The organism is Enterobacter ludwigii, assembly GCF_001750725.1.
Taxonomy (GTDB): Bacteria; Pseudomonadota; Gammaproteobacteria; order Enterobacterales; family Enterobacteriaceae; genus Enterobacter; species Enterobacter ludwigii.
Genome location: NZ_CP017279.1, coordinates 3,354,700 through 3,378,219 on the forward strand (window position 1 = coordinate 3,354,700; position 23,520 = coordinate 3,378,219).

Below are 23,520 nucleotides of genomic sequence, written 5' to 3' on the forward strand. Positions count from 1 at the left end.
CTTAATCGCCTCTCACAGTCTGTTGCCGGGTAATATTCCAGCCCTGCCACTGGTGCTGGAAATATTGCACCAGTGTACTCTGGCTCACGCTCTCACTAAGCACGGCAAAGAACCGCGTCGCGTAGACGGGTTCCGGCGGGCGTTTCGTTTTACACAGCGTCACACCCCTGAATGGATTGCGCGGCTGCGTTACCGGTGGCTGTGCATTGCCAGGACGCGACGTATCAACCTGTGGCTCATTCAGCAGATCGCCAGGACGAACCAGCGTAATATCAGAGGGCAATGTCGGCAGCATCTGCTGCAGAACGCGAACGGTAGACGGGTGCGGGTGGCCGATAGCAATAGCCGAGCCATTGCGTCGTGCTAGCTGTACGGCGCGATTGAACTGCCCGCGGATATCCGCGTCGTTCTGGGTGTCATCGAGGAACACCTTGCGCTTTATTACCTTCACGCCTGTACCCTGCGCGGCACGCATCGCCTGGCTGTTGCCGATGGTCATGCTGTCGAGGAAATAGAGGTTATAGCGCTCCAGCGACTGCATCACTTTGAGCATCCCGTACAGGCTGGAGGTCATCGCGCTGCCCATGTGGTTGTTCAGCCCGACGGCGTACGGCACTTTATTGTAAGCATCGCGAATGATGCGATCGATCTCATCGCTGCTCATATCAGGACGCAAAGTATCTTTTTCCAGCGGCTGCTTGCTGAGCGGTGCCATCGGCAGATGGATGAGAACCTGATGGCCGCTGTTATGCGCTTTGATCGCCATTTCACGCGCGTGCGGCGCATTCGGGAGGACGGCGACAGAGATGGCGGCCGGCATCGCCAGCACCTGATTCTCGGTGTGCGGACGATAACCGAAGTCATCAATCACTATCGCGAGTTTGCCAGCGTAGACCGGTGCTGCCAGCGCCAGTGCACTGGCGAAGGAGAGAACAATTCGACGAAATTGAAGCAAAACTTATCTTCCCAACCACGGCTGTGGATTGACCGCCTGACCCTGGCGACGAATTTCGAAATAGAGTGACGGGCGGCCCTGACCGCCACTGCTGCCCACGAGGGCGATGGGTTGGCCGGCGCGCACTTGAGTACCAACGCTGACCAGTGCGCTCTGGTTGTAGCCGTAAAGGCTCATATCGCCTTTACCGTGTTCCACCACTACCACAAGCCCGTAACCCTGCAGCCAGTCGGCCAGAATCACACGGCCATCGGCGATGGCTTTTACTTCGCTACCTTCTGACGCACCGATAACTATCCCTTTCCAACGTAGTTCACCCTGCAGCTGTTCGCCATAGCGATGCAGAATTGTACCGCGTACGGGCCAGTAAGCCTGACCACGAGGGGAGCCTAAACCGCCGGTACGTGACATCAGGGAGCGTTCGCTTTCGCTTGGCTTGTAGGTCGTACCTTTGCGTGAGGCTTCCTGCTGCTTGTCGCGTACGGCCTGCGCTTCGCGGGCCTCTTTTTCGGCGCGCGCTTTCGCCGCCGCTTCCGCGCGGGCGATACTGTTACGCAGTTTCGATTCGTTGGCGCGCATTTCGCTCAGCTGGCTTTGGCCTTGCTGAATAGAGGACTCGAGACCGGAAAGGGTTTTCTTGCGCTCGTTGCGGGCCTGCTCGAGCTTCGCTTGTTGCGCCTGCTGTTCGTAGAGCAGCGTCTGTTGCTGGCTCTGCTTCTCTTCGAGCTCGGCTTTTTGCGTGGTGACCTCTTCGCGCGTCTGTTTCAGCTGCGCGATAGTCTCCTGACGCGCCTGGTTCAGATAACCAAAGTAGGCCTGCAGACGCTGACCGCGCTGGCTCTCTTCACCGCTGAGGATCAACTGAAGGCCCGTGTGCTCACCCTGGCGGAAAGCAGCATCAAGCTGTGCGGCAAGGTTGCGTTCCTGGGCATCACGCTGGCGTTCCAGTTTGGCAATCGACGCGTTCATTTCGTCGATCTGTTTATTCAACTGGGCGAGGGTGTTTTGCGTTTCACGTAATTTACGTGCGGCAGCGGAGATGGCTTCTTCCTGCTGCTTAAGCTGAGCGAGCAGAGCAGAGCGTTGCTGCTGTTGCTGGCGTACCGCACGCTCTTTCGCGGCGATATCGGCCTGAATGGATTTCAGCTGGTCACGGTCATCCGCGTGGGCGGATGCGGCGCACAGCAATACGCCAGCGCTGAGTGCGCTGGCGCAAAGCAGAGGTCTGACTGATAACCTAAGCGGCTTCACGACCCATGTGATTGAAAAAATCGCCTTTCCCCTCATGGGGAGCGATTATTCCACGATGAACAGCGGCTTACCAGTCATCTCTTCAGGGATCTCCATGCCCATCAGCGACAACATGGTTGGCGCGATGTCGGAAAGCTTGCCGCCTTCCACTGCTTTCAGTGATTTATCACCCACATAAATCAGCGGAACAGGCAGGTTGGTGTGAGCCGTGTGCGCCTGGCCGGTTGCCGGGTCGCGCATCTGTTCTGCGTTACCGTGGTCAGCGGTGATGAGCAGCTGGCCGCCAACGGATTCAACCGCTTTCGCGACCTGCTCAACACAGTGATCCAGCGCTTCAACCGCTTTTACGGCGGCTTCCATCACGCCGGTATGACCCACCATGTCGCCGTTCGGGTAGTTACAGATGATGGTGTCGTATTTGCCGCTTTCGATTGCCGCAACCAGTTTTTCAGTCAGCTCGGCAGAGCTCATTTCTGGCTGCAGATCGTAGGTGGCCACTTTGGGTGAGTTAATCAGAATGCGATCTTCGCCTTTGAACGGCTCTTCAACACCGCCGTTAAAGAAGAAGGTGACGTGGGCATATTTCTCGGTTTCGGAGATACGCAGCTGTGTCTTGCCGTTCTTCGCCATCCACTCGCCGAAGGTATTGGCCAGTGAAGCGGGTGGATAAGCGCATGGGGCATTGATGTCAGCGGCGTATTCGGTCAGCTGAATAAAGTCGATCTTCACCACTTTCTTACGGGTGAAACCGTCGAAATCACTGTTCACGAACGCACGGGTGATTTCACGCGCGCGGTCAGCACGGAAGTTCATGAAGATCAGCGCGTCGCCGTCTTCCATGGCGGCATCAGCCTGGCCTTCAGCACGAATGACGGTTGCTTTCACGAATTCATCGTTTTCATCACGCGCGTAAGCGGCTTCCAGACCTTCCACCGCGGTCGCGAACTGGAATTCACCTTTTGCCAGCGTCATCAGGTCATAGGCCTGTTCAACGCGATCCCAACGGTTGTCGCGGTCCATTGCGTAGTAGCGCCCGATGATAGAGGCCACACGTCCTTTGCCAAGCGCGGCGAATTTGTTTTCGAAGGAGGCCAGTGAACCTTTTGCGCTGCGTGGTGGCGTATCACGACCGTCCAGGAAAGCGTGCAGATAGATTTTTTCTGCGCCGCGCTCAGCCGCCAGTTCAACCATCGCCATGATGTGATCTTCGTGGCTGTGTACGCCACCGGCGGAGAGCAGACCCATGATATGAACTGCTTTACCGGCCGCCACGGCTCTGTCCACCGCGCCGCAAAGTACTGGATTGTTGAAGAAGGTACGTTCTTTGATTTCAACGTCCAGACGCGTCAGGTCCTGATACACGATACGACCTGCACCCAGGTTTACGTGACCAACTTCGGAGTTGCCCATCTGACGATCTGGCAGACCCACTTCCAGCCCGGACGCATCAATCAGGGTGTGGGGACGTTTTGCCCACAACGCGTCCATCACCGGCGTTTTGGCGTTGAAAATGGCGTTATCCTGTTGATCTTCACGGTAGCCATAGCCATCCAGAATCACCAGTACCATAGGTTTTTTAGAAACCGACATTGCGACAACCTCATGCTCAAGAGTCAAAATTTGCGTAATTTTACTACAGCTGAATCGATCAAATAGCCGCAGAAGATCAAAGAAAGCGCAGGGGCAAGGTGCTTAGCGGACGCTTTTGAGGCAATTTTTTAGGTGGCAGGCCTCAGAAAATGGATTAGGTTATGGTCGCTGGCTGTATTTGCCACAACGCACAGGTATACTCCTGTCCTGGTTTTTTTAATCACTAAGTCGGAGTAGTTACCCTCCATGCAAGAAATTATGCAATTCGTTAGCCGCCATCCGGTTCTGAGCATCGCGTGGATTGGCCTGCTGGCTGCTGTGCTGTTCACCACATTTAAAGGCCTGACGTCTAAGATTAAGGTTATCACCCGTGGTGAAGCGACGCGTCTGATTAACAAAGAAGATGCCGTCGTGGTCGATCTGCGTCAGCGTGACGATTTCCGTAAAGGTCACATTGCTGGTGCTATCAACCTGTTACCTGCTGAAATCAAAGCGAACAACGTTGGCGAGCTTGAGAAACATAAAGCCCAGCCGATTATCGTTGTTGACGCGACCGGTATGCAGGCGCAGGAATCTGCCAGCGCGCTGCATAAAGCAGGCTTCGAAAACGTAACGGTTCTGAAAGAAGGTATTTCCGGCTGGAGCGGGGAAAATCTTCCTTTGGTTCGCGGTAAATAAGGAGTTCAGTAATGGCCAATATCGAGATCTACACCAAAGCAACGTGCCCGTTCTGCCACCGTGCAAAAGCGCTTCTGAACAGCAAAGGCGTAGCGTTCAAAGAACTGCCGATTGACGGTGACGCGATTAAACGCGAAGAGATGATCCAACGTAGTGGTCGTACGACGGTTCCGCAGATTTTTATTGATGCGCAGCACATTGGCGGCTGTGATGACTTGTATGCGCTCGATGCCCGTGGTGGACTCGATCCGCTGCTGAGCTAAGAGACTTTAGGACAATTAAAAAGGGTTTTTCCATGTCAGAACAAAACAACACCGAAATGACTTTCCAGATCCAGCGTATCTACACCAAGGATGTCTCTTTCGAAGCGCCAAATGCGCCACACGTTTTCCAGAAAGATTGGCAGCCAGAGGTTAAACTTGATCTCGATACCGCATCTACCCAACTGGCGGATGACGTGTATGAAGTCGTACTGCGTGTGACTGTTACTGCCTCTCTGGGCGAAGAGACTGCATTCCTGTGTGAAGTTCAGCAGGGCGGCATCTTCTCCATCGGCGGCATCGAAGGCAACCAGATGGCGCACTGCCTGGGTGCATACTGCCCGAACATTCTGTTCCCGTATGCTCGCGAATGCATCACCAGCCTGGTTTCTCGCGGTACATTCCCGCAACTGAACCTTGCGCCAGTTAACTTTGATGCGCTGTTCATGAACTATCTGCAGCAGCAAGCTGGCGAAGGTACTGAACAACATCAGGATGCCTGATGAGCACTCTTAATGCGTCAATGACTGTGATCGGTGCCGGCTCATACGGCACCGCTCTTGCCATCACGCTGGCAAGAAATGGTCACGAAGTGGTTCTCTGGGGCCACGACCCAAAACATATCGCGACGCTGCAACGCGACCGTTGCAACGTGGCGTTCCTCCCGGACGTTCCGTTCCCAGACTCCCTGCACCTTGAAAGTGACCTTGCGACCGCGCTGGCGGCCAGCCGCAACATTCTGATTGTGGTGCCGAGCCATGTGTTTGGCGAAGTGCTGCGTCAGATCAAGCCGCTGATGCGCCCTGATGCGCGCATTGTATGGGCCACCAAAGGGCTGGAAGCCGAAACCGGACGCCTGTTGCAGGATGTCGCCCGCGAAGCACTGGGTGATGACATCCCGCTGGCGGTTATCTCGGGGCCGACGTTTGCTAAAGAGCTGGCCGCTGGCCTGCCGACGGCGATCTCGCTGGCATCAACCGATCAGGCCTTCTCCGACGATCTTCAGCATTTGCTGCACTGCGGCAAAAGTTTCCGCGTTTACAGCAACCCCGATTTTATCGGCGTACAGCTGGGCGGTGCGGTGAAGAACGTGATTGCGATCGGCGCCGGAATGTCCGATGGGATTGGCTTTGGTGCCAACGCACGTACCGCACTGATTACGCGCGGCTTAACCGAGATGTCCCGCCTTGGCGCAGCACTGGGTGCCGATCCGACCACCTTCATGGGCATGGCGGGCCTGGGCGATCTGGTGCTGACCTGTACCGACAACCAGTCCCGTAACCGCCGCTTTGGCATGATGCTCGGTGAGGGCATGGATGTGAAAGGCGCGCAGGAGAAGATTGGTCAAGTGGTTGAAGGCTATCGCAATACCAAAGAAGTTCGCGAATTGGCGCACCGTTTTGGTGTCGAAATGCCAATAACCGAGGAAATTTATCAGGTATTGTATTGCGGAAAAAATGCGCGCGAGGCAGCATTGACCTTATTAGGTCGTTCGCGCAAGGATGAGCGCAGCAGTAACTAGTCGCAGGGATTCTTGTTAGCACTATGACCCGGCCAGCACAGAACTGGCCGGTCATTAACATGTCGTCTGGAGTAAGCAATGCCGTGTGAAGAACTGGATATCGTCTGGAACAATATTAAAGCTGAAGCCCGGGCTTTGGCTGACTGCGAGCCAATGCTGGCCAGTTTCTATCATGCGACGCTACTCAAGCACGAAAACCTCGGCAGCGCCCTGAGCTATATGCTCGCCAATAAACTGGCTTCCTCGATTATGCCCGCCATCGCCATTCGTGAAGTGGTGGAAGAGGCCTATGCCGCTGACCCTGAAATGATCGCTTCTGCTGCCTGTGATATCCAGGCCGTGCGCACGCGTGACCCGGCGGTGGACAAATACTCTACGCCGTTGCTGTATCTGAAGGGCTTTCATGCCTTGCAGGCGTATCGCATCGGCCACTGGCTGTGGAATGAAGGCCGCCGCGCGCTGGCTATCTTCCTGCAAAACCAGGTTTCCGTAACCTTCCAGGTGGATATTCACCCGGCCGCGAAAATTGGCCGCGGGATCATGCTTGACCACGCCACCGGCATTGTCGTCGGTGAAACCGCGGTGATTGAAGATGACGTTTCGATTCTGCAGTCGGTCACGTTAGGCGGTACCGGTAAAACCAGCGGCGATCGCCATCCGAAAATCCGTGAAGGGGTGATGATTGGCGCGGGCGCCAAGATCCTCGGCAACATCGAAGTGGGTCGTGGTGCGAAGATTGGCGCCGGTTCGGTTGTTCTGCAGCCTGTTCCGCCGCACACGACTGCCGCTGGCGTACCGGCACGTATTGTCGGTAAACCAGACAGCGACAAACCGTCGATGGATATGGATCAGCACTTCAACGGTATTCACCATACGTTTGAGTATGGTGACGGTATTTAACTTCTGAGAATGGCGCCCGGGTATCCCAGCTGGCGCCATGCTTCATACACCACCACCGACACCGCATTTGACAGATTCATGCTGCGGCTGTCCGGCATCATCGGAATACGAATCTTCTGCTCAGCGGGCAGGGCATCAAGAATGGTGGCCGGCAGGCCGCGCGTTTCCGGGCCAAACATCAGATAATCACCGTCCTGATAGCGCACGGCGCTATGTGCCGGCGTACCTTTGGTGGTCAGGGCGAACATGCGCTGTGGGTTTTCGCTTTCCAGAAACGCGGCGTAATCATGATGGCGAACCACGGCCGTAAATTCATGATAATCCAGCCCCGCGCGGCGCAGACGTTTGTCGTCCCACGTAAAACCCATCGGCTCGATGATATGCAGACGAAAACCGGTGTTGGCGCACAGGCGGATAATATTGCCGGTATTCGGCGGAATTTCTGGTTCGAATAAAACGATGTTAAGCATGCTGCCCCCTTAATTGCGGGGGCAGAATAGCAGAAACCGGGCCGCTTATGCGACGCCGAGATCCTGCGAGCGGCAACGCAGCATTTTGTAGAAGGTTGCCGCGGCCGCCAGCAGGGCGGGCAGGCTAAGGATCATCAAAATGCTGTCTGCCTGCCACTGCATGGAGAGAAGCTGCGCGCTGGTCATGGTGCCCGCCACGCCACCAAAGCGGCCAATGCCCTGCATCCAGGCAATGCCCGTTGCGCGACACTCGGTAGGATAAAAGGTGGCTGCCAGCGTCTGCATTCCCGATTGTGCGCCGTTCATCGCGATCCCCATCAGGAAAATCAAGCCGCCAAACAGGGCGATATGGTTATGTTCAATGCCGAGCGCCAGAATGAGCAGCATGGTCAGGACAAAGCCACCTGCGACCACTTTGTGTGCCTCCCAGCGATCCATCATCCAGCCCGCGAGAAGGATGCCTGCGGTACCGCCGAAGGTGAACAGCGAGGTGAGCCATGCGGATTCCGCGAGGGGATAGCCCATCCCCAGCATCAGTGTCGGCATCCAGCTAAGCAGGACGTAATAAATCACCAGCCCCATAAAATAGGTTACCCATAGCATCAGGGTGCCGGGCAGCCAGGGCTGTGAAAACAGCTGTGCTACGCTCCCTTTTTTGGCGGCGACCCGATCCTCTGCGAGGAAGAAACCGGTGACGCCATCGAGGGTCGTGCGGGCGAAACGGCTGGTGATATGGCGGATCTGCATCATGTCTTTCCCGCGCTGCACCAGGTATTTCACCGATTCCGGTAAAAACAGCATCAGCAGCAGCGTTAATATCAGCGGTGCTATCGCGCCGGTCAGCAGTACGCTTCGCCAGCCATGATGCGGGATAAGCCAGGATGATATCGCCCCACCGCCGGCCGCGCCCAGCGGGAAGCCGCAGTACATGGTATTAATCGCCATGGCGCGACAGCGCTGAGGGGCAAACTCTGAGATGAGGGTGATGGCGTTCGGCATGGCGGCACCCAGCCCCAGGCCCGTCAGAAACCGCCATAGCGTCAGGGTGTTAAGGCTTTGTGCCCAGGCCGTCCCCAGGCTTGAAAGGCCGAAGAACAGACAAGAAAAGACCAGTACGCGCTTGCGGCCTATCCGGTCCGATACCGGGCCTGCGACCAGCGCTCCCAGCGACAGCCCGAGCAGTGCTGCGCTCAGTACCGGTCCCAGATCCTGTTTGTGTATGCCCCATTCCGCCGACAGCGTGGGCGCAATGTAGCCCATTGCTGCGGTATCGAAACCATCGATCGCCAGCACCAAAAAGCCCAGCACGATGAGCACCCAGTGAAACCCAGAAAAGGGACTGTCGTCGATCACCTGCTGAATATCCACCTGACCTGAATATCTCATACGCTCCCCTTTGATGTGATGATGTTTTTGTGTTCTTGTATTTGCTTGTCTATACAATTGCGTGCGGCACAGGTATGTCAAATTTTCTTATCCAATATGTTACCTAGATGTTATTTTTGACAAAAAAAAGCGCCCGAGGGGAGTTCGGACGCGTGGAGAGGGGAAGGGGAATCAGACGGGCGTCAGGCTGCGTCACCCTGGGCAAGCGGTGCCAGTGCGGCGGGTAATTTACCCAACTCCTGCACCAGGGAGTCCTTGCTGATTTCGCGAATCGTTTTTGCACCGGTCAACGTCATCGCCACTTTCATCTCTTTTTCGATCAGATTGAGCAGATTCGCCACCCCTGCCTGACCAGCCGTAGCCAGTGCATAAAGATATGCGCGTCCGAGCAATACGCTGTCTGCGCCAAGGGCAATCATACGCACCACGTCAAGCCCGTTGCGGATACCGCTGTCGGCGAGGATAGCGATATCACCTTTCACCGCATCGGCAATCGCTGGCAGTGCGCGTGCGGAAGAGAGTACCCCGTCAAGCTGACGTCCGCCGTGGTTAGAGACCACAATACCGTCAGCGCCAAAACGCACGGCATCGCGGGCATCTTCCGGGTCGAGGATCCCTTTGATCACCATCGGGCCGTCCCAGAATTCGCGGATCCACTCCAGGTCTTTCCACGAGATGGACGGATCGAAATTATTCGCCAGCCAGCCGATGTAATCTTCCAGCCCGGTGGGTTTACCGAGATAGGCCGAGATATTCCCCAGATCGTGCGGGCGACCATTCACACCGACATCCCAGGCCCATTGCGGGTGCGTTACTGCCTGCCAGTAGCGACGCAGGGCAGCATTTGGGCCGCTCATCCCGGAGTGGGCATCACGGTAACGGGCGCCAGGCGTCGGCATATCAACGGTAAAGACCAGCGTTGAACAGCCCGCGGCTTTGGCACGCTCCAGCGCGTTGCGCATAAAGCCGCGATCGCGCAGGACGTACAGCTGGAACCACATCGGACGCTGGAGGGTCGGGGCCACTTCTTCAATCGGGCAGACGGAGACGGTGGAGAGGGTAAACGGAATACCTTTGGCATCCGCCGCCGCTGCCGCCTGGACTTCACCCCGGCGGGCGTACATGCCGCACAAACCGACTGGCGCAAGGGCCACCGGCATGGAAAGCGTTTCGTTAAACAGCGTTGTCTCAAGACTCAGCTCAGACATATCTTTCAGCACGCGCTGGCGCAGCGCCACTTCCGACAGATCTTCCACGTTGCGGCGCAGGGTGTATTCGGCATATGCCCCACCGTCGATATAGTGGAACAGGAACGGCGGCAAAATGCGCTGCGCTGCGGCGCGATAGTCACTGGCTGCTGAAATAATCATGCTTTGTTCTCCCTGGAAATATCACTGTCGCCAGGCAGACGAGTAATACGCGCCTGTCGGGCCTGATCTTCATCGAATCGTTTAATGGTGGTGTGCACGAACCCCAGATGCGCCATCATCGCTTTGCGCGCGGCCTCTGCATCCCCGGCCAGAATGGCGTTGAGTACCGCCTCGTGCTGTTCGGTCAGTTGGGCAAATACCGGCGGGACCAGATACATACGCTGGCGGCTCTGCTTCACGGAGGATTGCAACAGGTCGAAGAAACCGCGCATGGTCTGGAGCAGAACGACGTTGTGCGATGCTTCGGCAATCGCCAGATGAAACCGCACGTCCGCCTGCGAGGCGATGTCCGGGTCGCTGCTTTGGGTGGCGTCAAAGCAGGCTTTGAGCTTCTCTTTGTCGGCTTCAGTGGCCCGCATGGCCGCATGCCAGGCGGTACTGGTTTCGATGGCGTGCCGCGCTTCAATGATGTCGAAGCTGTAGTCCGGGTCGTTTTCCATCAGTGTTTTAAGCGGCTGCACGATGTTTTGCTCAGACCAGTCATCGTGCTGCCAGCGGACAAAGGTGCCGCCGCCCCGACGGCTTACCAGTACCCTTTCGCTGACCAGCGTCGCCAGCGCCTCACGCAGTGAATTACGAGATACACCCAGTTGGGCGGCGAGCTGGCGCTCGGCGGGCAATTTCATGCCCGCTTCCAGCTGTTGTTCTTCAATCAGCGCCCGTACGCGAGAGGCAATCTCGTCGGACAGGCGTCTGGGCATGACTATCATGGGATCATCCAGGTTAAGACATAGGCCTGCAGGGTCGTGATCACCCCGACCATACAGGTGAATATCAGGCTGTGTTTCACGGTAAAGCGGAACAGGTCCGACTCTTTACCGACCAGTCCCACCGCCGCACAGGCAATGGCGATGGATTGCGGTGAGATCATCTTGCCGGTCACGCCGCCGGTAGTATTGGCGGCCACCAGAAGGATGTCCGACACGCCAATCTGCTGGGCTGCCGTCGCCTGCAGGGCCGCAAACAGGGCGTTAGATGAGGTATCTGAACCGGTCAGGAACACCCCCAGCCAGCCGAGGAACGGCGAGAAGAACGTGAAGGCGTGGCCGGTATGCGCCAGCGCAAGCGCCAGTGTCGATGACAGGCCGGAATAGTTCGAGATAAACGCGAACGCCAGCACCATGCCGATGGAGTAGATCGGCAGCATCAGTTCCTTAATGGTAGCCGCAAAAGTCTGTACTGCAGCCGCTGGCTTCATGCGTAACCACACCACAGACAGGATAGCGGCAAACAGGATTGCGGTGCCGGTTGCCGAGAACCAGTCAAATTTATACACCGCGGCATACGGCGTGGCGGCGTGCACCACGGGCGGCATACGGGCGACCATCTTGTCGAGGAACGGCACGGAGATGTTAATGACCATCTCATACAGTGCGCCGCCCGGTGCGAACAGGGCCTTAAACGGTGGAATACTCCAGAGCGTAACCGTGGCGGTCAGGAACAGGAACGGAGACCATGCGCGAATGATTTGTCCCGCGGTATAACCGGTACGTGCCAGGGTTTGATCGACGTGTGAAGCACCCATATCGGCGAAACGGAAGATGCGTACTGGCTGCCAGCGTTTCAGGAACAGCGTCAGGCAGACCAGCGACACCAGTGAAGAGATAATGTCCGGCAATTCGGGGCCGAGGAAATTCGAGCTGAGATACTGGGCAATGGCAAACGAGCCGCCAGCGACGACCACCGCAGGCCATGTCTCTTTCACGCCGCGCCAGCCATCCATAATCGCCATGATCCAGAACAGCACGATGATGGTCAGGAACGGCAGCTGACGGCCAACCATCTGGCCAATTTCAAAGCTGTCCAGACCGGTGACCTGCCCGGCGACCAGAATCGGGATCCCCATCGCACCAAACGCCACCGGCGCGGTGTTAACGATCAGACAAAGACCTGCGGCGTAAAGCGGGTTGAACCCCAGCCCGACTAACAGCGCCGCGGTGATGGCAACCGGTGCGCCAAACCCGGCCGCCCCTTCCAGAAAAGCCCCGAAGGAGAAACCGACAATCAGCATCTGCAGACGCTGGTCCGGGGTAATGGAAAGTATCGATGAGCGGATAATGTCGAACTGCCCGGTTTTCACCGAGATTTTGTAGACAAAGACCGCCGCGATGATGATCCACGCAATCGGCCACAGGCCGTAGAAGAAACCATAGACGACGGAGGCCAGCGCGCGATCGACCGGCATTTTATAGAAGAACAGTGCCACCATCAGCGCGATGGCAACGGTGTACGTCGCGGCCAGGTATCCCTTCAGCTTGAGCTTAATCAGCGCAAAGAAGAAGAACAGGATCGGAAGCGATGCGATCAGGCTCGACAGCCAGATATTGCCAGCCGGATCGTAGTTTTGTTGCCAGAGGCTCATGCAGGTCTCCTGAGGACCAGACAGTCTGCGTAGCGGGTGAGTCTCCGCTCATCTCTGCGTCACAAACTGTGTAAAAGTGGTCCTGCCAATATTGTGTTGTAGGGTGAATGACAATAAATGGTTAACCAGTTGTTATGAGTCGGCAATGATTTTGTGAGGGAAATTAGTGGAATTGTGAACCAGGAAAGTGATTAACGGGAGATTGGTTGGGCCAATTTTAAGCGGTGAGGGGGGCGATGCGGTGTGGTTTTCGCCCTCTCGCCTGGGAGAGAGGGCGGGGGACGATCAAAACGCGGTCTTACAAAAACCCGTCATCTCTTTCAGACCCATTTCGCGACCAAGCTCGGTCATGGGATGAACCACCACCAGGCCACGGACGCTTTTCTTCAGCTTGCCCATGTCGGCCTGCTCTTTTTTAGTGATGGCGCGACGGTGCGGCATGCTCAACAGCTTTTGGGCTTCGTTGCTCAGCTTCTGGCCTTTGACTTCGCGCAGACGCTCGATTTCCGCTTCAAGCTTCTCACTCTCTTTCTCCAGCTCGGCATACTTCTCGGCGGACTCAACCAGTGAGAGACCAGCCATCTGGTGGCGGATCAGATCCAGGCGGTCGCTCAGGCGTTTAATTTCGTTCTTTTCGACTTCTTTCATGACAAATAACTCTGAAAACGGGGAATTTACAGGGAAGGATACACCAATGTGAGCAGGCTTACTTCTGAAACGCTTTTTTTAAGCTGATTCGGGAAATCAGCTCAGTCAGGGAAAGGACCATTGTGGAACGGACAACCTGTTGATAACGCAGCTTTTGCATCGCGTACAGCTCAGGGTCACTGTTATCAAAATGGGGAGCAGGGGGAAGCGCGGAGACGCAGTGTAGCTCGCCGAAGGGGCCAAGGATCTCATCATCGGTAAAGGTGTACTCATTACCGTCATGATTTAACTCTTCGCGCAGCGCCATCAGCAGCTCGGCATCTTCATACTCTTGTCGGTTCAACACGCCAAGACCATAAATCAGCTTCAGACGTACCGATAAATCGCCCAGCGGTCCGTCTCCGTCCAGTAACGGTTCTACAGCATATTTTACCGCGTAGTCGTCTTTGCGAAACACCTGAAGTACCAGAATATTCACCGCCTCGGTTAGCAACTCGACGGCGGCAATCAGGAAACTTCGTACGGTTTTGCCAGCATTCAGACGCTCAAGCACACGATTTTCAAAGGCCTGGGTTTGTTCCATTATTGCCTGCATATCTGACAATCTGTTATTTGGGCGCAGGCTATCCTGCGCCGCACTCTGCATCATTTGATTGCGTTGTAAGCGTTCACCGCCTCCACAACCACGTCGCTGTTGGCATCCAGACCAGAGATCTGCGCCAGCGCACCCTGCGGGCCTTTATCGTTAATCAGCTGAGCCAGCTCCTGCGCCTGTGGATCCTGCTCGCTGCGGTAATGCATCGCGGCGGCAATCCCTTTCACCAGGTTGGCGTGCGCAAGACCATACTCCAGCGTGCCCAGCAGCGGTTTAATCAGGCGATCGCCCGCGCTCAGTTTACGCAGTGGCTGACGGCCTACGCGCTCAACGTCATCTTTCAGATACGGGTTTTCAAAACGACCGAGGATTTTCTGGATGTATGCTGCATGTTTCTCAGCATCAAAACCGTAGCGTTTGATCAGCACCGCGCCGCTCTCTTCCATTGCCCCTTTAACCACCGCACGGATGCTCTCATCGAGGATCGCGTCACGAATGGTCTGATGACCGGCCAATTTTCCGAGGTACGCGGTTATAGCATGCCCGGTGTTCAGCGTGAAGAGTTTACGTTCGACAAAGGCCATCAGGTTATCGGTTAATTCCATCCCCGGAATGGTTGGCAGTGCGCCTTTAAACTGGGTTTTATCGACGATCCACTCGCTGAAGGTTTCCACGGTCACTTCCAGCGGATCGTGGGTGGCGGATTCTGATGGCGGAACGATACGGTCAACGGCGGAATCCACAAAGCCGACGTGCGCTTCCACCCAGGCTTTATCTTCGTCCGCGACGGCGGCGAGCACATGGCCTTTCAGCTGCGTGGTGCCGCGCACCATGTTTTCACAGGCGATGATGTTCAGCGGTGTGTCGATGCCCTGCGCTTTACGTTTTGCCAGGCCTTTCGCCACCGCAGGGGCAATGCGCTCAAGCACCACCGGGCCAACGGCCGTGGTCACCAGATCGACACTGGCGATGAGGTCGATAACGTCTTCGCCAATGCTGCTTACCGCATTAACGCCAGACACCGTCTCAACCTGCTCGTTTTCGCCTACCACGTGTACCTGATAGCTATGACGGGCATTCAGGGCATCCAGGACTACCTGATTCACATCGGCGAATGTCAGCGTAATCCCTGCGTCTGCCAGCAGTTTACCGATAAAGCCACGACCGATATTACCTGCGCCAAAATGTAATGCTTTCATAGTATTAACCTTAATCAATGTTTTTACCCGAGAGGGCTGGGGTGAGGCTTTGCCCTCACCCTAACCCTCTCCCCACAGGGGGAGAGGGAAGAGGTTCCGTTACTTGTTCAACAGCGCCAGCACTTCTTCCACGCTGGTGGTGTTGGCCAGACGTTCAATGACAGAGTCGTCATCCAGCGCGTTGGTCAGGCTGGTAATCACCTGGATGTGCTCGTTGTTGCGAGCGGCGATACCAATCACCAGGCGGGCGATGTCGTCTTCTTCTTCACCGAAGCGTACACCATCCGGATACTGGCAGAACACCACGCCGGTTTTCAGTACGCGGTCTTTCGCTTCAACCGTACCGTGTGGAACCGCAATGGATTCACCCAGATAGGTTGGGGTCAGCTTTTCACGCTCCAGCATCGCGTCAACGTATTCAGGCTGCACGTAGCCGCCTTTCACCAGCTGTTCACCGGCAAAGCGAATCGCCTCTTCCTTGTGGGACGCCGTGCGGCCCAGGAAGATGTTTTCTGCGCCCAGGCGGAACAGGTGGCTGTCGTTCGCGTCAAAGCTGTCTTTCAGGCTGTCGCGGACTTTGACTTCGTTATCTTCATGACGCTGCGCGGCCACCAGACGTTCGGTCAGGTTGGTGTACAGGCCGCTGTCCAGGAAGTTGGTCAGCGAAATGTGCTGTGCCTGAGGAACCTGACGCATCGCACGTTCGGTCAGATCGCGGTGCGTAATCACCAGGTCAACATCTGCAGGCAGGCTGTTGATGGCGCTGTTGGTGACGGAGATGTTGGTCAGACCCGCATCCTGCACTTTCTTACGCAGCACGCCGGCACCCATGGCGCTGGAACCCATACCTGCATCACAGGCCACGATGATTTTACGTACGTGGCTCAGGTCGTTAGAGACATCGCCCGCCGCCAGCGGCGTTGCGCCTTTTGATTCGGCTTTCATGTCATGCATACGACGGGTTGCCGCTTCGATATCGTCATCTTCTTTCACTTTGCTGGTTTTCAGCAGGATAGAAGAGACCACGAAGGAGACGGCCATTGCCGCACAGATGGCTGCGATGTTAGCGAAATAGGCACCTTTCGGGGTCATCGCCAGGACCGCCAGGATGGAGCCTGGAGAGGCCGGAGAAACCAGACCACCGCCCAGCACGCTCAGGGTGAACACGCCCGTCATACCGCCGAGGATAACGGCCAGGATCAGACGTGGGTTCATCAGCACGTAAGGGAAGTAAATTTCGTGGATACCGCCCAGGAAGTGGATGATAGCCGCGCCGCCCGCAGACTGTTTCGCACTGCCGCGACCAAAGAACATGTACGCCAGCAGAACACCCATGCCCGGGCCCGGGTTGGCTTCAATCAGGAAGAAGATGGACTTGCCGAGGTCATGAGACTGCTGAATACCCAGCGGTGAGAAGATACCGTGGTTAATGGCGTTGTTGAGGAACAGGATTTTCGCCGGTTCAACAAAGATAGACGCCAGCGGCAGCATGTCGTGCGCAACCATGAAGTTAACGCCTGCCGCCAGAACTTTGGACAGCACTTCAACCGCAGGGCCAATGCCGAGGAACGCCAGAATCGCGAGGATCATACCGATGATGCCCGCAGAGAAGTTGTTCACCAGCATTTCGAAGCCGGATTTGATCTTGCCATCAACCCAGACGTCGAATTTCTTAATTGCCCAGCCGCCCAGAGGGCCCGCAATCATTGCACCGAGGAACATCGGCATATCCGCACCGACGATAACCCCCATCGTCGTGATGGCACCCACAACGCCACCACGGTCTCCACCCACCAGACGACCACCGGTAAACCCGATAAGCAGCGGCAGCAGGTAGGTAATCATTGGGCCAACAAGTTTCGCCAGCGTTTCGTTAGGCAACCACCCTGTCGGAATGAACAACGCAGTGATGATACCCCACGCGATAAACGCGCCGATATTTGGCATCACCATATTGCTGAGGAAACGACCAAAGCTTTGAACTTTGATCTTGAAATCGGATGACATAAAACACCCCTTCTTCTGTTTACGCTTAGGCTTGCGGCCCGAGGTTTATTGTTAATGAGGCGGCAGAGGTAGCCGGGCCCTGTTCTGATGCTGTGAAATCTGGCACTGAATCGTTCAACTGTCCAGACGACGGAAATTTGTGTGATATGAATCACGTAAATGTAGGGGGTGCAGACATGAATGAAGTGATCTTCGTCACAAAAATGGTGGATAAAAAAAATACGATGGCGATAAATAAAGCAAAAACCACCCACTTCTGTGATGTAAATCACATTTGATTGTCGTGAGTTTGTTTCTGGATTGTGACTAATTTCACAAAAAATTTTTATGCAGAATTCTCCGGATGTGATCGGCGACAAATTCTGCCTGGCGATTCAACGCCAGGATGTCATGAAGTCACACATAAAGCTAAAAAATGACTTTTCATGTGTGGTATGGCGAAAAGCAATAAGGTACGTTACGCTCATATTGTAAGGTTAAGTCTATTATTATTCAGGATATATTTTGACACGCTTATAAACTTGCATGGAGATATTATAAAAAACGATACTCCCCGGCTCTGAAATATAAGTACACCTCGTATTTATAAAAAATTAATTAGGTTGCGTACCGTTTTATTAATTTAATGAGTTGACGTTGTTTAAGTGAGGAGAATATGTTTCTCAACTATTTTGCGCTGGGCGTATTGATTTTTGTATTTCTGGTTCTTTTTTACGGAATCATCGCCATCCATGATATTCCTTATAATATGGCCAAAAAACGGAATCATCCCCATGCGGATGCCATTCATACGGCGGGATGGATTAGCCTGTTTACGCTCCATGCGATTTGGCCGTTCCTGTGGATTTGGGCCACGTTGTACCGCGAAGATCGCGGCTGGGGGATGCAGAACCACATCTCAAAACCTGATGAGGTACCGGGTATGGATGCTCTGACTAAACGTGTGGCCGAATTAGAACAAAAACTGGCAGCGGTACCTCCCACGGCTGACAAGAATACGCTGGAGCACTAATCATGGATCTGCTGATTATTTTGACCTATGTGGCCTTTGCCTGGGCCATTTTTAAAATATTCCGTATTCCGGTAAACCAGTGGACCCTCGCGACCGCAACATTAGGTGGGGTGTTTATTGTCGCCGGGCTTATCCTGTTGATGAACTATAACCATCCCTATACCTTTACGGCGCAAAAAGCGGTTATTTCCATTCCGATTACGCCGCAGGTTACTGGGGTAGTGAGTGAAGTTACCGATAAAAATAACCAGCTAATTAAAAAAGGCGAAGTGTTATTTAAACTTGATCCGGGCCGCTATCAGGCGCGCGTCGACAGACTGCAGGCCGACCTGGTCACCGCCACTCACAATATCGACAATCTCAAAGCGCAGCTTGCGGAAGCGGTCGCCAATACCACGCGCGTGTCCGCTGAACGTGATCGCCTGTATAAAGATTACCAGCGCTACCTGAAAGGCAGCCGCGCAAAGGTTAACCCGTTCTCTGAAAGCGATATCGACAACGCACGGCAAAACTATCTGGCGCAGGATGCGCTGGTAAAAGGCTCGGTGGCTGAACAGACGCAAATACAAAGTCAGTTAGACAGTATGGTCAACGGTGAGCAATCCCAGGTTGCTTCCCTGCGTGCTCAGCTTGCTGAAGCGAAATACAACCTGGATCAGACCGTAGTGCGTGCGCCGAGCAATGGCTATATCACGCAGGTGCTGATTCGTCCGGGGACCTATGCTGCCGCGCTGCCGCTGCGCCCGGTCATGGTCTTTATTCCTGAACAGAAACGCCAGATTGTGGCCCAGTTCCGTCAGAACTCGCTGCTGCGTCTGAAGCCGGGCGACGAAGCGGAAGTGGTCTTCAACGCGCTGCCGGGCCAGGTCTTCTCCGGCAAGCTCACCAGCATTCTGCCGGTGGTGCCGGGGGGGTCATACCAGGCGCAGGGTGCGCTGCAGTCGCTGACCGTGATCCCTGGCACCGATGGCGTATTAGGCACTATCGAGCTGGAACCGAATGCTGATGTCGATGCACTGCCCGACGGCATTTATGCTCAGGTGGCGGTCTATTCGGATCACTTTGCTCACGTCTCGGTAATGCGTAAGGTGCTGCTGCGTATGACCAGCTGGATGCACTACCTCTATCTCGATCACTAACCCCTTCAGGGCAGGAATGCGACACGCATACCTGCCCTTTTTTCATCGCTTGATCCATACTGACTTTTTTCGGCATCAAGGATCAGGCAATGAAACTTATCGGCAGCTACACCAGTCCCTTCGTGCGAAAAATCTCGATTCTCCTGCTGGAGAAAGGGATTGAATTCGAGTTCGTCAATGAACAGCCTTATCACGCTGAAAACGGTGTGGCACAGTACAACCCGCTGGGAAAAGTGCCGGCGCTGGTAACAGACGAAGGCCAGTACTGGTTTGATTCCCCCATTATTGCGGAGTACATCGAGCTGCTCGGCGTAGCCCCGGCGATGTTACCGGCCGATCCAAACGCGGCGCTGGCAATGAAGCAAATTGAAGCGCTGGCCGACGGTGTTATGGATGCGGCGTTAACGTCCGTGCGCGAGCAGGCAAGACCCGCCGCCCAGCAGTCTGAAACGGAACTGTTACGCCAGCGTGAAAAAATCAGCCGCAGCCTGGACTGGTGCGAACAGCTTATCCGGGAGGGAAAAATTCAACCCGATAGCCTGAACCTGGCAACGATAGCCATTGCCTGTGCCATCGGTTATCTCAATTTCCGCCGCGTTTCTCCCGGCTGGTGCGTTGACCGTCCGTTGCTGGTGAAGCTTGCAGAAACGCTCTTTCAGCGCGAGAGCTTTGCCCGTACCGAACCGCCAAAGGCTTGATGCGGGTTATAACACTTCGCAGCAGGAGGCGGTACAATCCCTTCTTATGTTGACTCCCTCTCCCGTCGGGAGGGGGGATGATATTTACTCGCCAGGCGCTTTCATGACAACTCATCACTCCCTGTACAGCCAGATCCCTGCAACCGACCGTCTTCTTCGCGAGCCGCGCGTGCATGCTGCCGTTGCGCGGTTCGGCCATACCGCGACGGTTGAAATATTACGTCTGCTTCAGGACGAAGCCCGCAGCCATATTCAGACAGAAAATGCATTGCCGGACTGGTGTGCGGCGTGGGGGCAGGAAGTGGAGCTGAGGCTCGAGGAGAAAGCACAAAGCGCGTTACGCCCGGTCATCAACCTGACGGGAACCGTGCTGCACACCAACCTTGGTCGCGCTCAACAGGCAGAAGAGGCCGTCGCTGCGGTCGTGCAGGCCATGCGTTCCCCCGTGACGCTTGAGTACGATCTGGACGGCGCAGGGCGCGGACATCGCGATCGGGCGCTGGCGGACCTGCTCTGCGAGCTGACCGGCGCGGAAGATGCCTGCATCGTGAATAACAACGCGGCGGCGGTACTGTTAATGCTGGCAGCGACCGCCAGCGGTAAAGAGGTGGTGGTTTCCCGTGGCGAGCTGGTCGAGATTGGCGGTGCGTTTCGCATTCCGGATGTTATGCGCCAGGCGGGTTGTACCCTGCATGAAGTGGGCACCACCAACCGCACGCATGCAAAAGATTATCGCGCGGCAGTGAATGAAAATACCGGGCTGCTGATGAAGGTCCACACCAGTAATTATCAGATAGCCGGATTCACCAAAACCGTTGAAGAGGCGGAGCTGGCGGAGCTGGGCCGTGAGCTGGGTGTGCCGGTGGTGGCCGACCTCGGTAGCGGTTCGCTGGTCGATCTGAGCCAGTACGGTCTGCCAAAAGAGCCCATGCCGCAGGAGATGATTGCGGCGGGCGTCAGTCTCGTGAGTTTCTCCGGCGACAAACTGCTTGGCGGCCCGCAGGCGGGGATTATCGTGGGTAAACGTGCGCTTATTGCGAAGCTGCAGCAGCACCCGCTCAAACGTGCACTGCGAGCCGATAAAATGACGCTTGCTGCGCTGGAAGCGACGCTGCGCCTTTATCTCCACCCGGAAAAACTGGCTGAACGTCTGCCCACGCTGCGCCTGCTGGCCCGTGATGCCGCCTCAATTCGCGCCCAGGGTGAGCTGCTCTTGCCACACGTTGCGCCGCACTACCCCGATTTTGACGTGCGCCTTGAAGTTTGTCAGTCGCAGATCGGCAGCGGTTCACTGCCGGTGGACAGGCTGCCCAGCGCGGCGCTCACGTTTACACCCCGTGACGGGCGCGGCAGCCAGCTTGACGCTTTGTCGGCGCGCTGGCGTGCCTTGCCAGCACCGATTATCGGGCGCATTTACGATGGCCGAATGTGGCTGGATCTACGCTGTCTTGAAGATGAAGCGCGATTTCTGGAGATGCTGTTGAAATGATTATTGCCACCGCCGGTCACGTCGACCACGGAAAAACCACCTTATTACAGGCCCTGACCGGGGTGAATGCCGATCGTCTGCCGGAAGAGAAAAAACGCGGCATGACCATCGATCTGGGCTATGCCTACTGGCCTCAGCCTGATGGCCGGGTGCTGGGTTTTATTGATGTACCGGGACACGAGAAGTTTCTTTCTAACATGCTGGCGGGCGTCGGTGGCATCGATCATGCTCTGCTGGTGGTGGCCTGTGATGACGGCGTGATGGCGCAAACGCGTGAACATCTGGCAATTTTACAGCTGACGGGCAACCCGCAGCTGACCGTTGCGCTGACCAAAGCTGACCGCGTCGATGAGGCGCGACTCAACGCGGTGCGTGAAACCGTGCAGGCGACCTTGCGGGAGTATGGATTTGCCGATGCGCCATTGTTCGTCACCGTGGCGACAGAAGGGCGCGGTATTGACGAACTTCGCCACCATTTGCAGCGGCTTACTTCACGCGAGCATGCCAGCCATCATCGTTTCCGTCTGGCGATCGACCGGGCCTTTACCGTTAAAGGCGCGGGGCTGGTGGTCACCGGTACCGCGCTGAGCGGTGAAGTGAACGTGGGCGATACCTTATGGCTCACGGGAGCCAACGCCCCGATGCGTGTGCGCGGTTTGCATGCGCAGAACCAGCCCGTAGAGCATGCCCATGCCGGGCAGCGGATCGCGCTCAATATTGCGGGCGATGCGGAAAAAGAGAAGCTTAACCGTGGCGACTGGCTGCTGGCCGGTGTACCGCCAGAGCCTTCTGAGCGGGCGATCGTCGCCCTGCAGACGCATGTGCCGCTGACCCAATGGCAGCCGCTGCATATCCACCAAGCGGCCAGCCATATCACCGGGCGCGTGTCACTGCTGGAAAACGACCTTGCCGAACTGGTTTTCGATTCGCCACTGTGGCTCGCGGATAATGACCGTCTGGTACTGCGTGACATTTCGGCCCGGGAGACGCTGGCCGGGGCGCGGGTAGTAGCGCTCAACCCGCCGCGTCGCGGCAAGCGCAAGCCGGAGTATCTGCAATGGCTGGGAGCGCTGGCGCAGGCCGCGGATGATAAAGCCGCGTTGCTTGTTCATCTTGAGCGCGGTGCCGTCAATCTGAGCGATTTCGCATGGGCTCGTCAGCTCAGCGCGGAAGGATTACGCCTGCTGACCCAGGAGCCCGGTTTTATTCAGGCGGGTAACAATTTACTGAATGCCCCGGTCGCAGCATGCTGGCAGCGCAAGGTACTGACCACGCTCGCCACTTACCATGAACAGCATCAGGATGAACCCGGCCCGGGACGTGAACGCCTGCGACGCATGGCGTTGCCGATGGAATACGATGCGCTGGTGCTGCTGCTGATTGAAAACATGCGCGAAAGTGGGCTGATAAAAAGCCACCACGGCTGGCTGCATCTGCCGGATCACAAAGCCGGGTTCAACGCCGGGCAAGAGGCGATATGGCAGAAAGTGGCCCCGCTGTTTGGCGACGAGCCGTGGTGGGTTCGCGATCTCTCACGTGAAACGAATACCGACGAACAGGTGATGCGCCAGGTGTTGCGCCATGCGGCGCAGCAGGGATTAATCGTCGCGATCGTGAAAGATCGTTATTACCGTAACGATCGCATTGTGGCGTTTGCTAACCTGATCCGCGAGCTGGATCAGGCGCGAGGCACGACCTGCGCAGCAGATTTCCGTGATCGGCTGAACGTCGGGCGCAAGCTGGCGATTCAGATCCTGGAATATTTCAACCGCATCGGTTTTACCCGTCGTCGTGGCAACGATCATTTATTGCGGGATTCGTTATTATTTCCTGAAACTCCGTGACCCCCGTCGTAAACACCGTTACCGGCTGGCGAGAAAATCGCCAGCCGGAACTACCCTTGTTGTACACCAACAGCAAGGAGACGGT

General features: G+C 56.0%; 22 protein-coding genes. 10 read left to right on the forward strand and 12 right to left on the reverse strand.

Translation table 11 applies throughout. From position 1 onward, the window contains the following. Nucleotide 1: 1 nt before the first annotated feature. The 3 genes from BH714_RS15780 to gpmM are packed head-to-tail and all read right to left on the reverse strand — an operon-like array spanning nucleotide 2 to nucleotide 3,796. Nucleotides 2-955, reverse strand: coding sequence for a divergent polysaccharide deacetylase family protein (locus BH714_RS15780; protein ID WP_014168074.1), 954 nt, complete (start codon nucleotides 953-955; stop codon nucleotides 2-4). A gap of 3 nt (nucleotides 956-958) precedes the next feature. Next, nucleotides 959-2,218: a murein hydrolase activator EnvC gene (envC, locus tag BH714_RS15785; RefSeq protein WP_025206449.1), complete on the reverse strand. Its 1,260-nt coding sequence runs from the start codon at nucleotides 2,216-2,218 to the stop codon at nucleotides 959-961. A 33-nt stretch (nucleotides 2,219-2,251) separates the two neighbouring features. Beyond that, complete coding sequence (gpmM, locus tag BH714_RS15790; RefSeq protein WP_040018397.1) at nucleotides 2,252-3,796, reverse strand: 2,3-bisphosphoglycerate-independent phosphoglycerate mutase; 1,545 nt, start codon at nucleotides 3,794-3,796, stop codon at nucleotides 2,252-2,254. A gap of 246 nt (nucleotides 3,797-4,042) precedes the next feature. On the opposite strand from gpmM, the gene BH714_RS15795 reads away from it, so the two are divergent. The 5 genes from BH714_RS15795 (at nucleotide 4,043) to cysE (ending at nucleotide 7,156) form a co-directional block, all read left to right on the forward strand. Beyond that, the gene (locus BH714_RS15795) at nucleotides 4,043-4,474 is read left to right on the forward strand and encodes a rhodanese-like domain-containing protein (protein WP_014168077.1); all 432 of its coding nucleotides are present in this window, start codon (nucleotides 4,043-4,045) and stop codon (nucleotides 4,472-4,474) included. 11 nt (nucleotides 4,475-4,485) lie between these two features. Further along, on the forward strand, nucleotides 4,486-4,737 hold the full coding sequence (gene grxC / locus BH714_RS15800; protein WP_014168078.1) for a glutaredoxin 3: 252 nt from the start codon (nucleotides 4,486-4,488) through the stop codon (nucleotides 4,735-4,737). A 32-nt stretch (nucleotides 4,738-4,769) separates the two neighbouring features. Next, nucleotides 4,770-5,237 carry a protein-export chaperone SecB gene (gene secB / locus BH714_RS15805; RefSeq protein WP_014168079.1) on the forward strand — a complete coding sequence of 156 codons (468 nt, stop codon included), beginning with the start codon at nucleotides 4,770-4,772 and terminating at the stop codon, nucleotides 5,235-5,237. Further along, nucleotides 5,237-6,256 carry an NAD(P)H-dependent glycerol-3-phosphate dehydrogenase gene (gene gpsA, locus BH714_RS15810; protein WP_014168080.1) on the forward strand — a complete coding sequence of 340 codons (1,020 nt, stop codon included), beginning with the start codon at nucleotides 5,237-5,239 and terminating at the stop codon, nucleotides 6,254-6,256. The genes secB and gpsA overlap by 1 nt, the downstream gene beginning before the upstream one ends. A gap of 78 nt (nucleotides 6,257-6,334) precedes the next feature. Next, entirely contained in the window at nucleotides 6,335-7,156 is an 822-nt protein-coding gene (cysE, locus tag BH714_RS15815; RefSeq protein WP_008502718.1) for a serine O-acetyltransferase, read from the forward strand. Here the strand turns inward: cysE and trmL are convergent. From trmL to BH714_RS15860, 9 genes are all read right to left on the reverse strand, one after another. Further along, a complete protein-coding gene (trmL, locus tag BH714_RS15820) occupies nucleotides 7,153-7,626 on the reverse strand; it encodes a tRNA (uridine(34)/cytosine(34)/5-carboxymethylaminomethyluridine(34)-2'-O)-methyltransferase TrmL (RefSeq protein ID WP_014168081.1) in 474 nt (157 codons plus the stop codon). The two genes, cysE and trmL, sit on opposite strands and share 4 nt — an antisense overlap. 45 nt (nucleotides 7,627-7,671) lie before the next feature. Further along, nucleotides 7,672-9,012: an MFS transporter gene (locus BH714_RS15825; protein WP_040018398.1), complete on the reverse strand. Its 1,341-nt coding sequence runs from the start codon at nucleotides 9,010-9,012 to the stop codon at nucleotides 7,672-7,674. A 182-nt stretch (nucleotides 9,013-9,194) separates the two neighbouring features. Next, nucleotides 9,195-10,382 (reverse strand): FMN-dependent L-lactate dehydrogenase LldD, encoded by a 1,188-nt coding sequence (gene lldD / locus BH714_RS15830; protein WP_025206447.1) that lies wholly within the window; start codon nucleotides 10,380-10,382, stop codon nucleotides 9,195-9,197. Next, complete coding sequence (lldR, locus tag BH714_RS15835; RefSeq protein ID WP_040018400.1) at nucleotides 10,379-11,152, reverse strand: transcriptional regulator LldR; 774 nt, start codon at nucleotides 11,150-11,152, stop codon at nucleotides 10,379-10,381. Before lldR ends, lldD begins: the two co-directional genes overlap by 4 nt. Next, entirely contained in the window at nucleotides 11,149-12,804 is a 1,656-nt protein-coding gene (gene lldP / locus BH714_RS15840; protein WP_032680001.1) for an L-lactate permease, read from the reverse strand. Before lldP ends, lldR begins: the two co-directional genes overlap by 4 nt. A 285-nt stretch (nucleotides 12,805-13,089) precedes the next feature. Then, nucleotides 13,090-13,452: a YibL family ribosome-associated protein gene (locus BH714_RS15845; RefSeq protein WP_014168086.1), complete on the reverse strand. Its 363-nt coding sequence runs from the start codon at nucleotides 13,450-13,452 to the stop codon at nucleotides 13,090-13,092. A gap of 58 nt (nucleotides 13,453-13,510) precedes the next feature. Next, complete coding sequence (gene mtlR / locus BH714_RS15850; protein ID WP_192879999.1) at nucleotides 13,511-14,098, reverse strand: mannitol operon repressor MtlR; 588 nt, start codon at nucleotides 14,096-14,098, stop codon at nucleotides 13,511-13,513. Then, nucleotides 14,098-15,246, reverse strand: coding sequence for a mannitol-1-phosphate 5-dehydrogenase (mtlD, locus tag BH714_RS15855; protein WP_020882667.1), 1,149 nt, complete (start codon nucleotides 15,244-15,246; stop codon nucleotides 14,098-14,100). The genes mtlR and mtlD overlap by 1 nt, the downstream gene beginning before the upstream one ends. 99 nt (nucleotides 15,247-15,345) lie before the next feature. Next, nucleotides 15,346-17,253, reverse strand: a complete 1,908-nt coding sequence (locus BH714_RS15860) for a PTS mannitol transporter subunit IICBA (protein WP_014168089.1) — start codon at nucleotides 17,251-17,253, stop codon at nucleotides 15,346-15,348. 655 nt (nucleotides 17,254-17,908) lie between these two features. Between BH714_RS15860 and BH714_RS15865 the strand changes: the two genes are divergently transcribed. The 5 genes from BH714_RS15865 to selB all read left to right on the forward strand — a co-directional run bounded on the left by BH714_RS15865 (nucleotide 17,909) and on the right by selB (nucleotide 23,435). Continuing rightward, a complete protein-coding gene (locus tag BH714_RS15865) occupies nucleotides 17,909-18,265 on the forward strand; it encodes a DUF3302 domain-containing protein (RefSeq protein ID WP_014168090.1) in 357 nt (118 codons plus the stop codon). Nucleotides 18,266-18,267: 2 nt separating this feature from the next. Next, nucleotides 18,268-19,404: an HlyD family secretion protein gene (locus BH714_RS15870; protein ID WP_014168091.1), complete on the forward strand. Its 1,137-nt coding sequence runs from the start codon at nucleotides 18,268-18,270 to the stop codon at nucleotides 19,402-19,404. Nucleotides 19,405-19,493: 89 nt separating this feature from the next. Then, the gene (locus BH714_RS15875) at nucleotides 19,494-20,102 is read left to right on the forward strand and encodes a glutathione S-transferase (RefSeq protein ID WP_040018401.1); all 609 of its coding nucleotides are present in this window, start codon (nucleotides 19,494-19,496) and stop codon (nucleotides 20,100-20,102) included. 103 nt (nucleotides 20,103-20,205) lie between these two features. Next, nucleotides 20,206-21,591 carry an L-seryl-tRNA(Sec) selenium transferase gene (selA, locus tag BH714_RS15880; RefSeq protein WP_040018402.1) on the forward strand — a complete coding sequence of 462 codons (1,386 nt, stop codon included), beginning with the start codon at nucleotides 20,206-20,208 and terminating at the stop codon, nucleotides 21,589-21,591. Continuing rightward, nucleotides 21,588-23,435 carry a selenocysteine-specific translation elongation factor gene (selB, locus tag BH714_RS15885; RefSeq protein WP_040018404.1) on the forward strand — a complete coding sequence of 616 codons (1,848 nt, stop codon included), beginning with the start codon at nucleotides 21,588-21,590 and terminating at the stop codon, nucleotides 23,433-23,435. Before selA ends, selB begins: the two co-directional genes overlap by 4 nt. Nucleotides 23,436-23,520: the final 85 nt, after the last annotated feature.

What these genes read in the sequence shown, in the direction of transcription:
- gpmM (WP_040018397.1), bottom strand. Translation starts at nt 3,796, where the DNA reads ATGTCGGTTTCTAAAAAACCTATGGTACTGGTGATTCTGGATGGCTAT.
- BH714_RS15795 (WP_014168077.1), top strand. Translation starts at nt 4,043, where the DNA reads ATGCAAGAAATTATGCAATTCGTTAGCCGCCATCCGGTTCTGAGCATC.
- grxC (WP_014168078.1), top strand. Translation starts at nt 4,486, where the DNA reads ATGGCCAATATCGAGATCTACACCAAAGCAACGTGCCCGTTCTGCCAC.
- secB (WP_014168079.1), top strand. Translation starts at nt 4,770, where the DNA reads ATGTCAGAACAAAACAACACCGAAATGACTTTCCAGATCCAGCGTATC.
- gpsA (WP_014168080.1), top strand. Translation starts at nt 5,237, where the DNA reads ATGAGCACTCTTAATGCGTCAATGACTGTGATCGGTGCCGGCTCATAC.
- cysE (WP_008502718.1), top strand. Translation starts at nt 6,335, where the DNA reads ATGCCGTGTGAAGAACTGGATATCGTCTGGAACAATATTAAAGCTGAA.
- trmL (WP_014168081.1), bottom strand. Translation starts at nt 7,626, where the DNA reads ATGCTTAACATCGTTTTATTCGAACCAGAAATTCCGCCGAATACCGGC.
- BH714_RS15825 (WP_040018398.1), bottom strand. Translation starts at nt 9,012, where the DNA reads ATGAGATATTCAGGTCAGGTGGATATTCAGCAGGTGATCGACGACAGT.
- lldD (WP_025206447.1), bottom strand. Translation starts at nt 10,382, where the DNA reads ATGATTATTTCAGCAGCCAGTGACTATCGCGCCGCAGCGCAGCGCATT.
- lldR (WP_040018400.1), bottom strand. Translation starts at nt 11,152, where the DNA reads ATGATAGTCATGCCCAGACGCCTGTCCGACGAGATTGCCTCTCGCGTA.
- lldP (WP_032680001.1), bottom strand. Translation starts at nt 12,804, where the DNA reads ATGAGCCTCTGGCAACAAAACTACGATCCGGCTGGCAATATCTGGCTG.
- BH714_RS15845 (WP_014168086.1), bottom strand. Translation starts at nt 13,452, where the DNA reads ATGAAAGAAGTCGAAAAGAACGAAATTAAACGCCTGAGCGACCGCCTG.
- mtlR (WP_192879999.1), bottom strand. Translation starts at nt 14,098, where the DNA reads ATGCAGAGTGCGGCGCAGGATAGCCTGCGCCCAAATAACAGATTGTCA.
- mtlD (WP_020882667.1), bottom strand. Translation starts at nt 15,246, where the DNA reads ATGAAAGCATTACATTTTGGCGCAGGTAATATCGGTCGTGGCTTTATC.
- BH714_RS15860 (WP_014168089.1), bottom strand. Translation starts at nt 17,253, where the DNA reads ATGTCATCCGATTTCAAGATCAAAGTTCAAAGCTTTGGTCGTTTCCTC.
- BH714_RS15865 (WP_014168090.1), top strand. Translation starts at nt 17,909, where the DNA reads ATGTTTCTCAACTATTTTGCGCTGGGCGTATTGATTTTTGTATTTCTG.
- BH714_RS15870 (WP_014168091.1), top strand. Translation starts at nt 18,268, where the DNA reads ATGGATCTGCTGATTATTTTGACCTATGTGGCCTTTGCCTGGGCCATT.
- BH714_RS15875 (WP_040018401.1), top strand. Translation starts at nt 19,494, where the DNA reads ATGAAACTTATCGGCAGCTACACCAGTCCCTTCGTGCGAAAAATCTCG.
- selA (WP_040018402.1), top strand. Translation starts at nt 20,206, where the DNA reads ATGACAACTCATCACTCCCTGTACAGCCAGATCCCTGCAACCGACCGT.
- selB (WP_040018404.1), top strand. Translation starts at nt 21,588, where the DNA reads ATGATTATTGCCACCGCCGGTCACGTCGACCACGGAAAAACCACCTTA.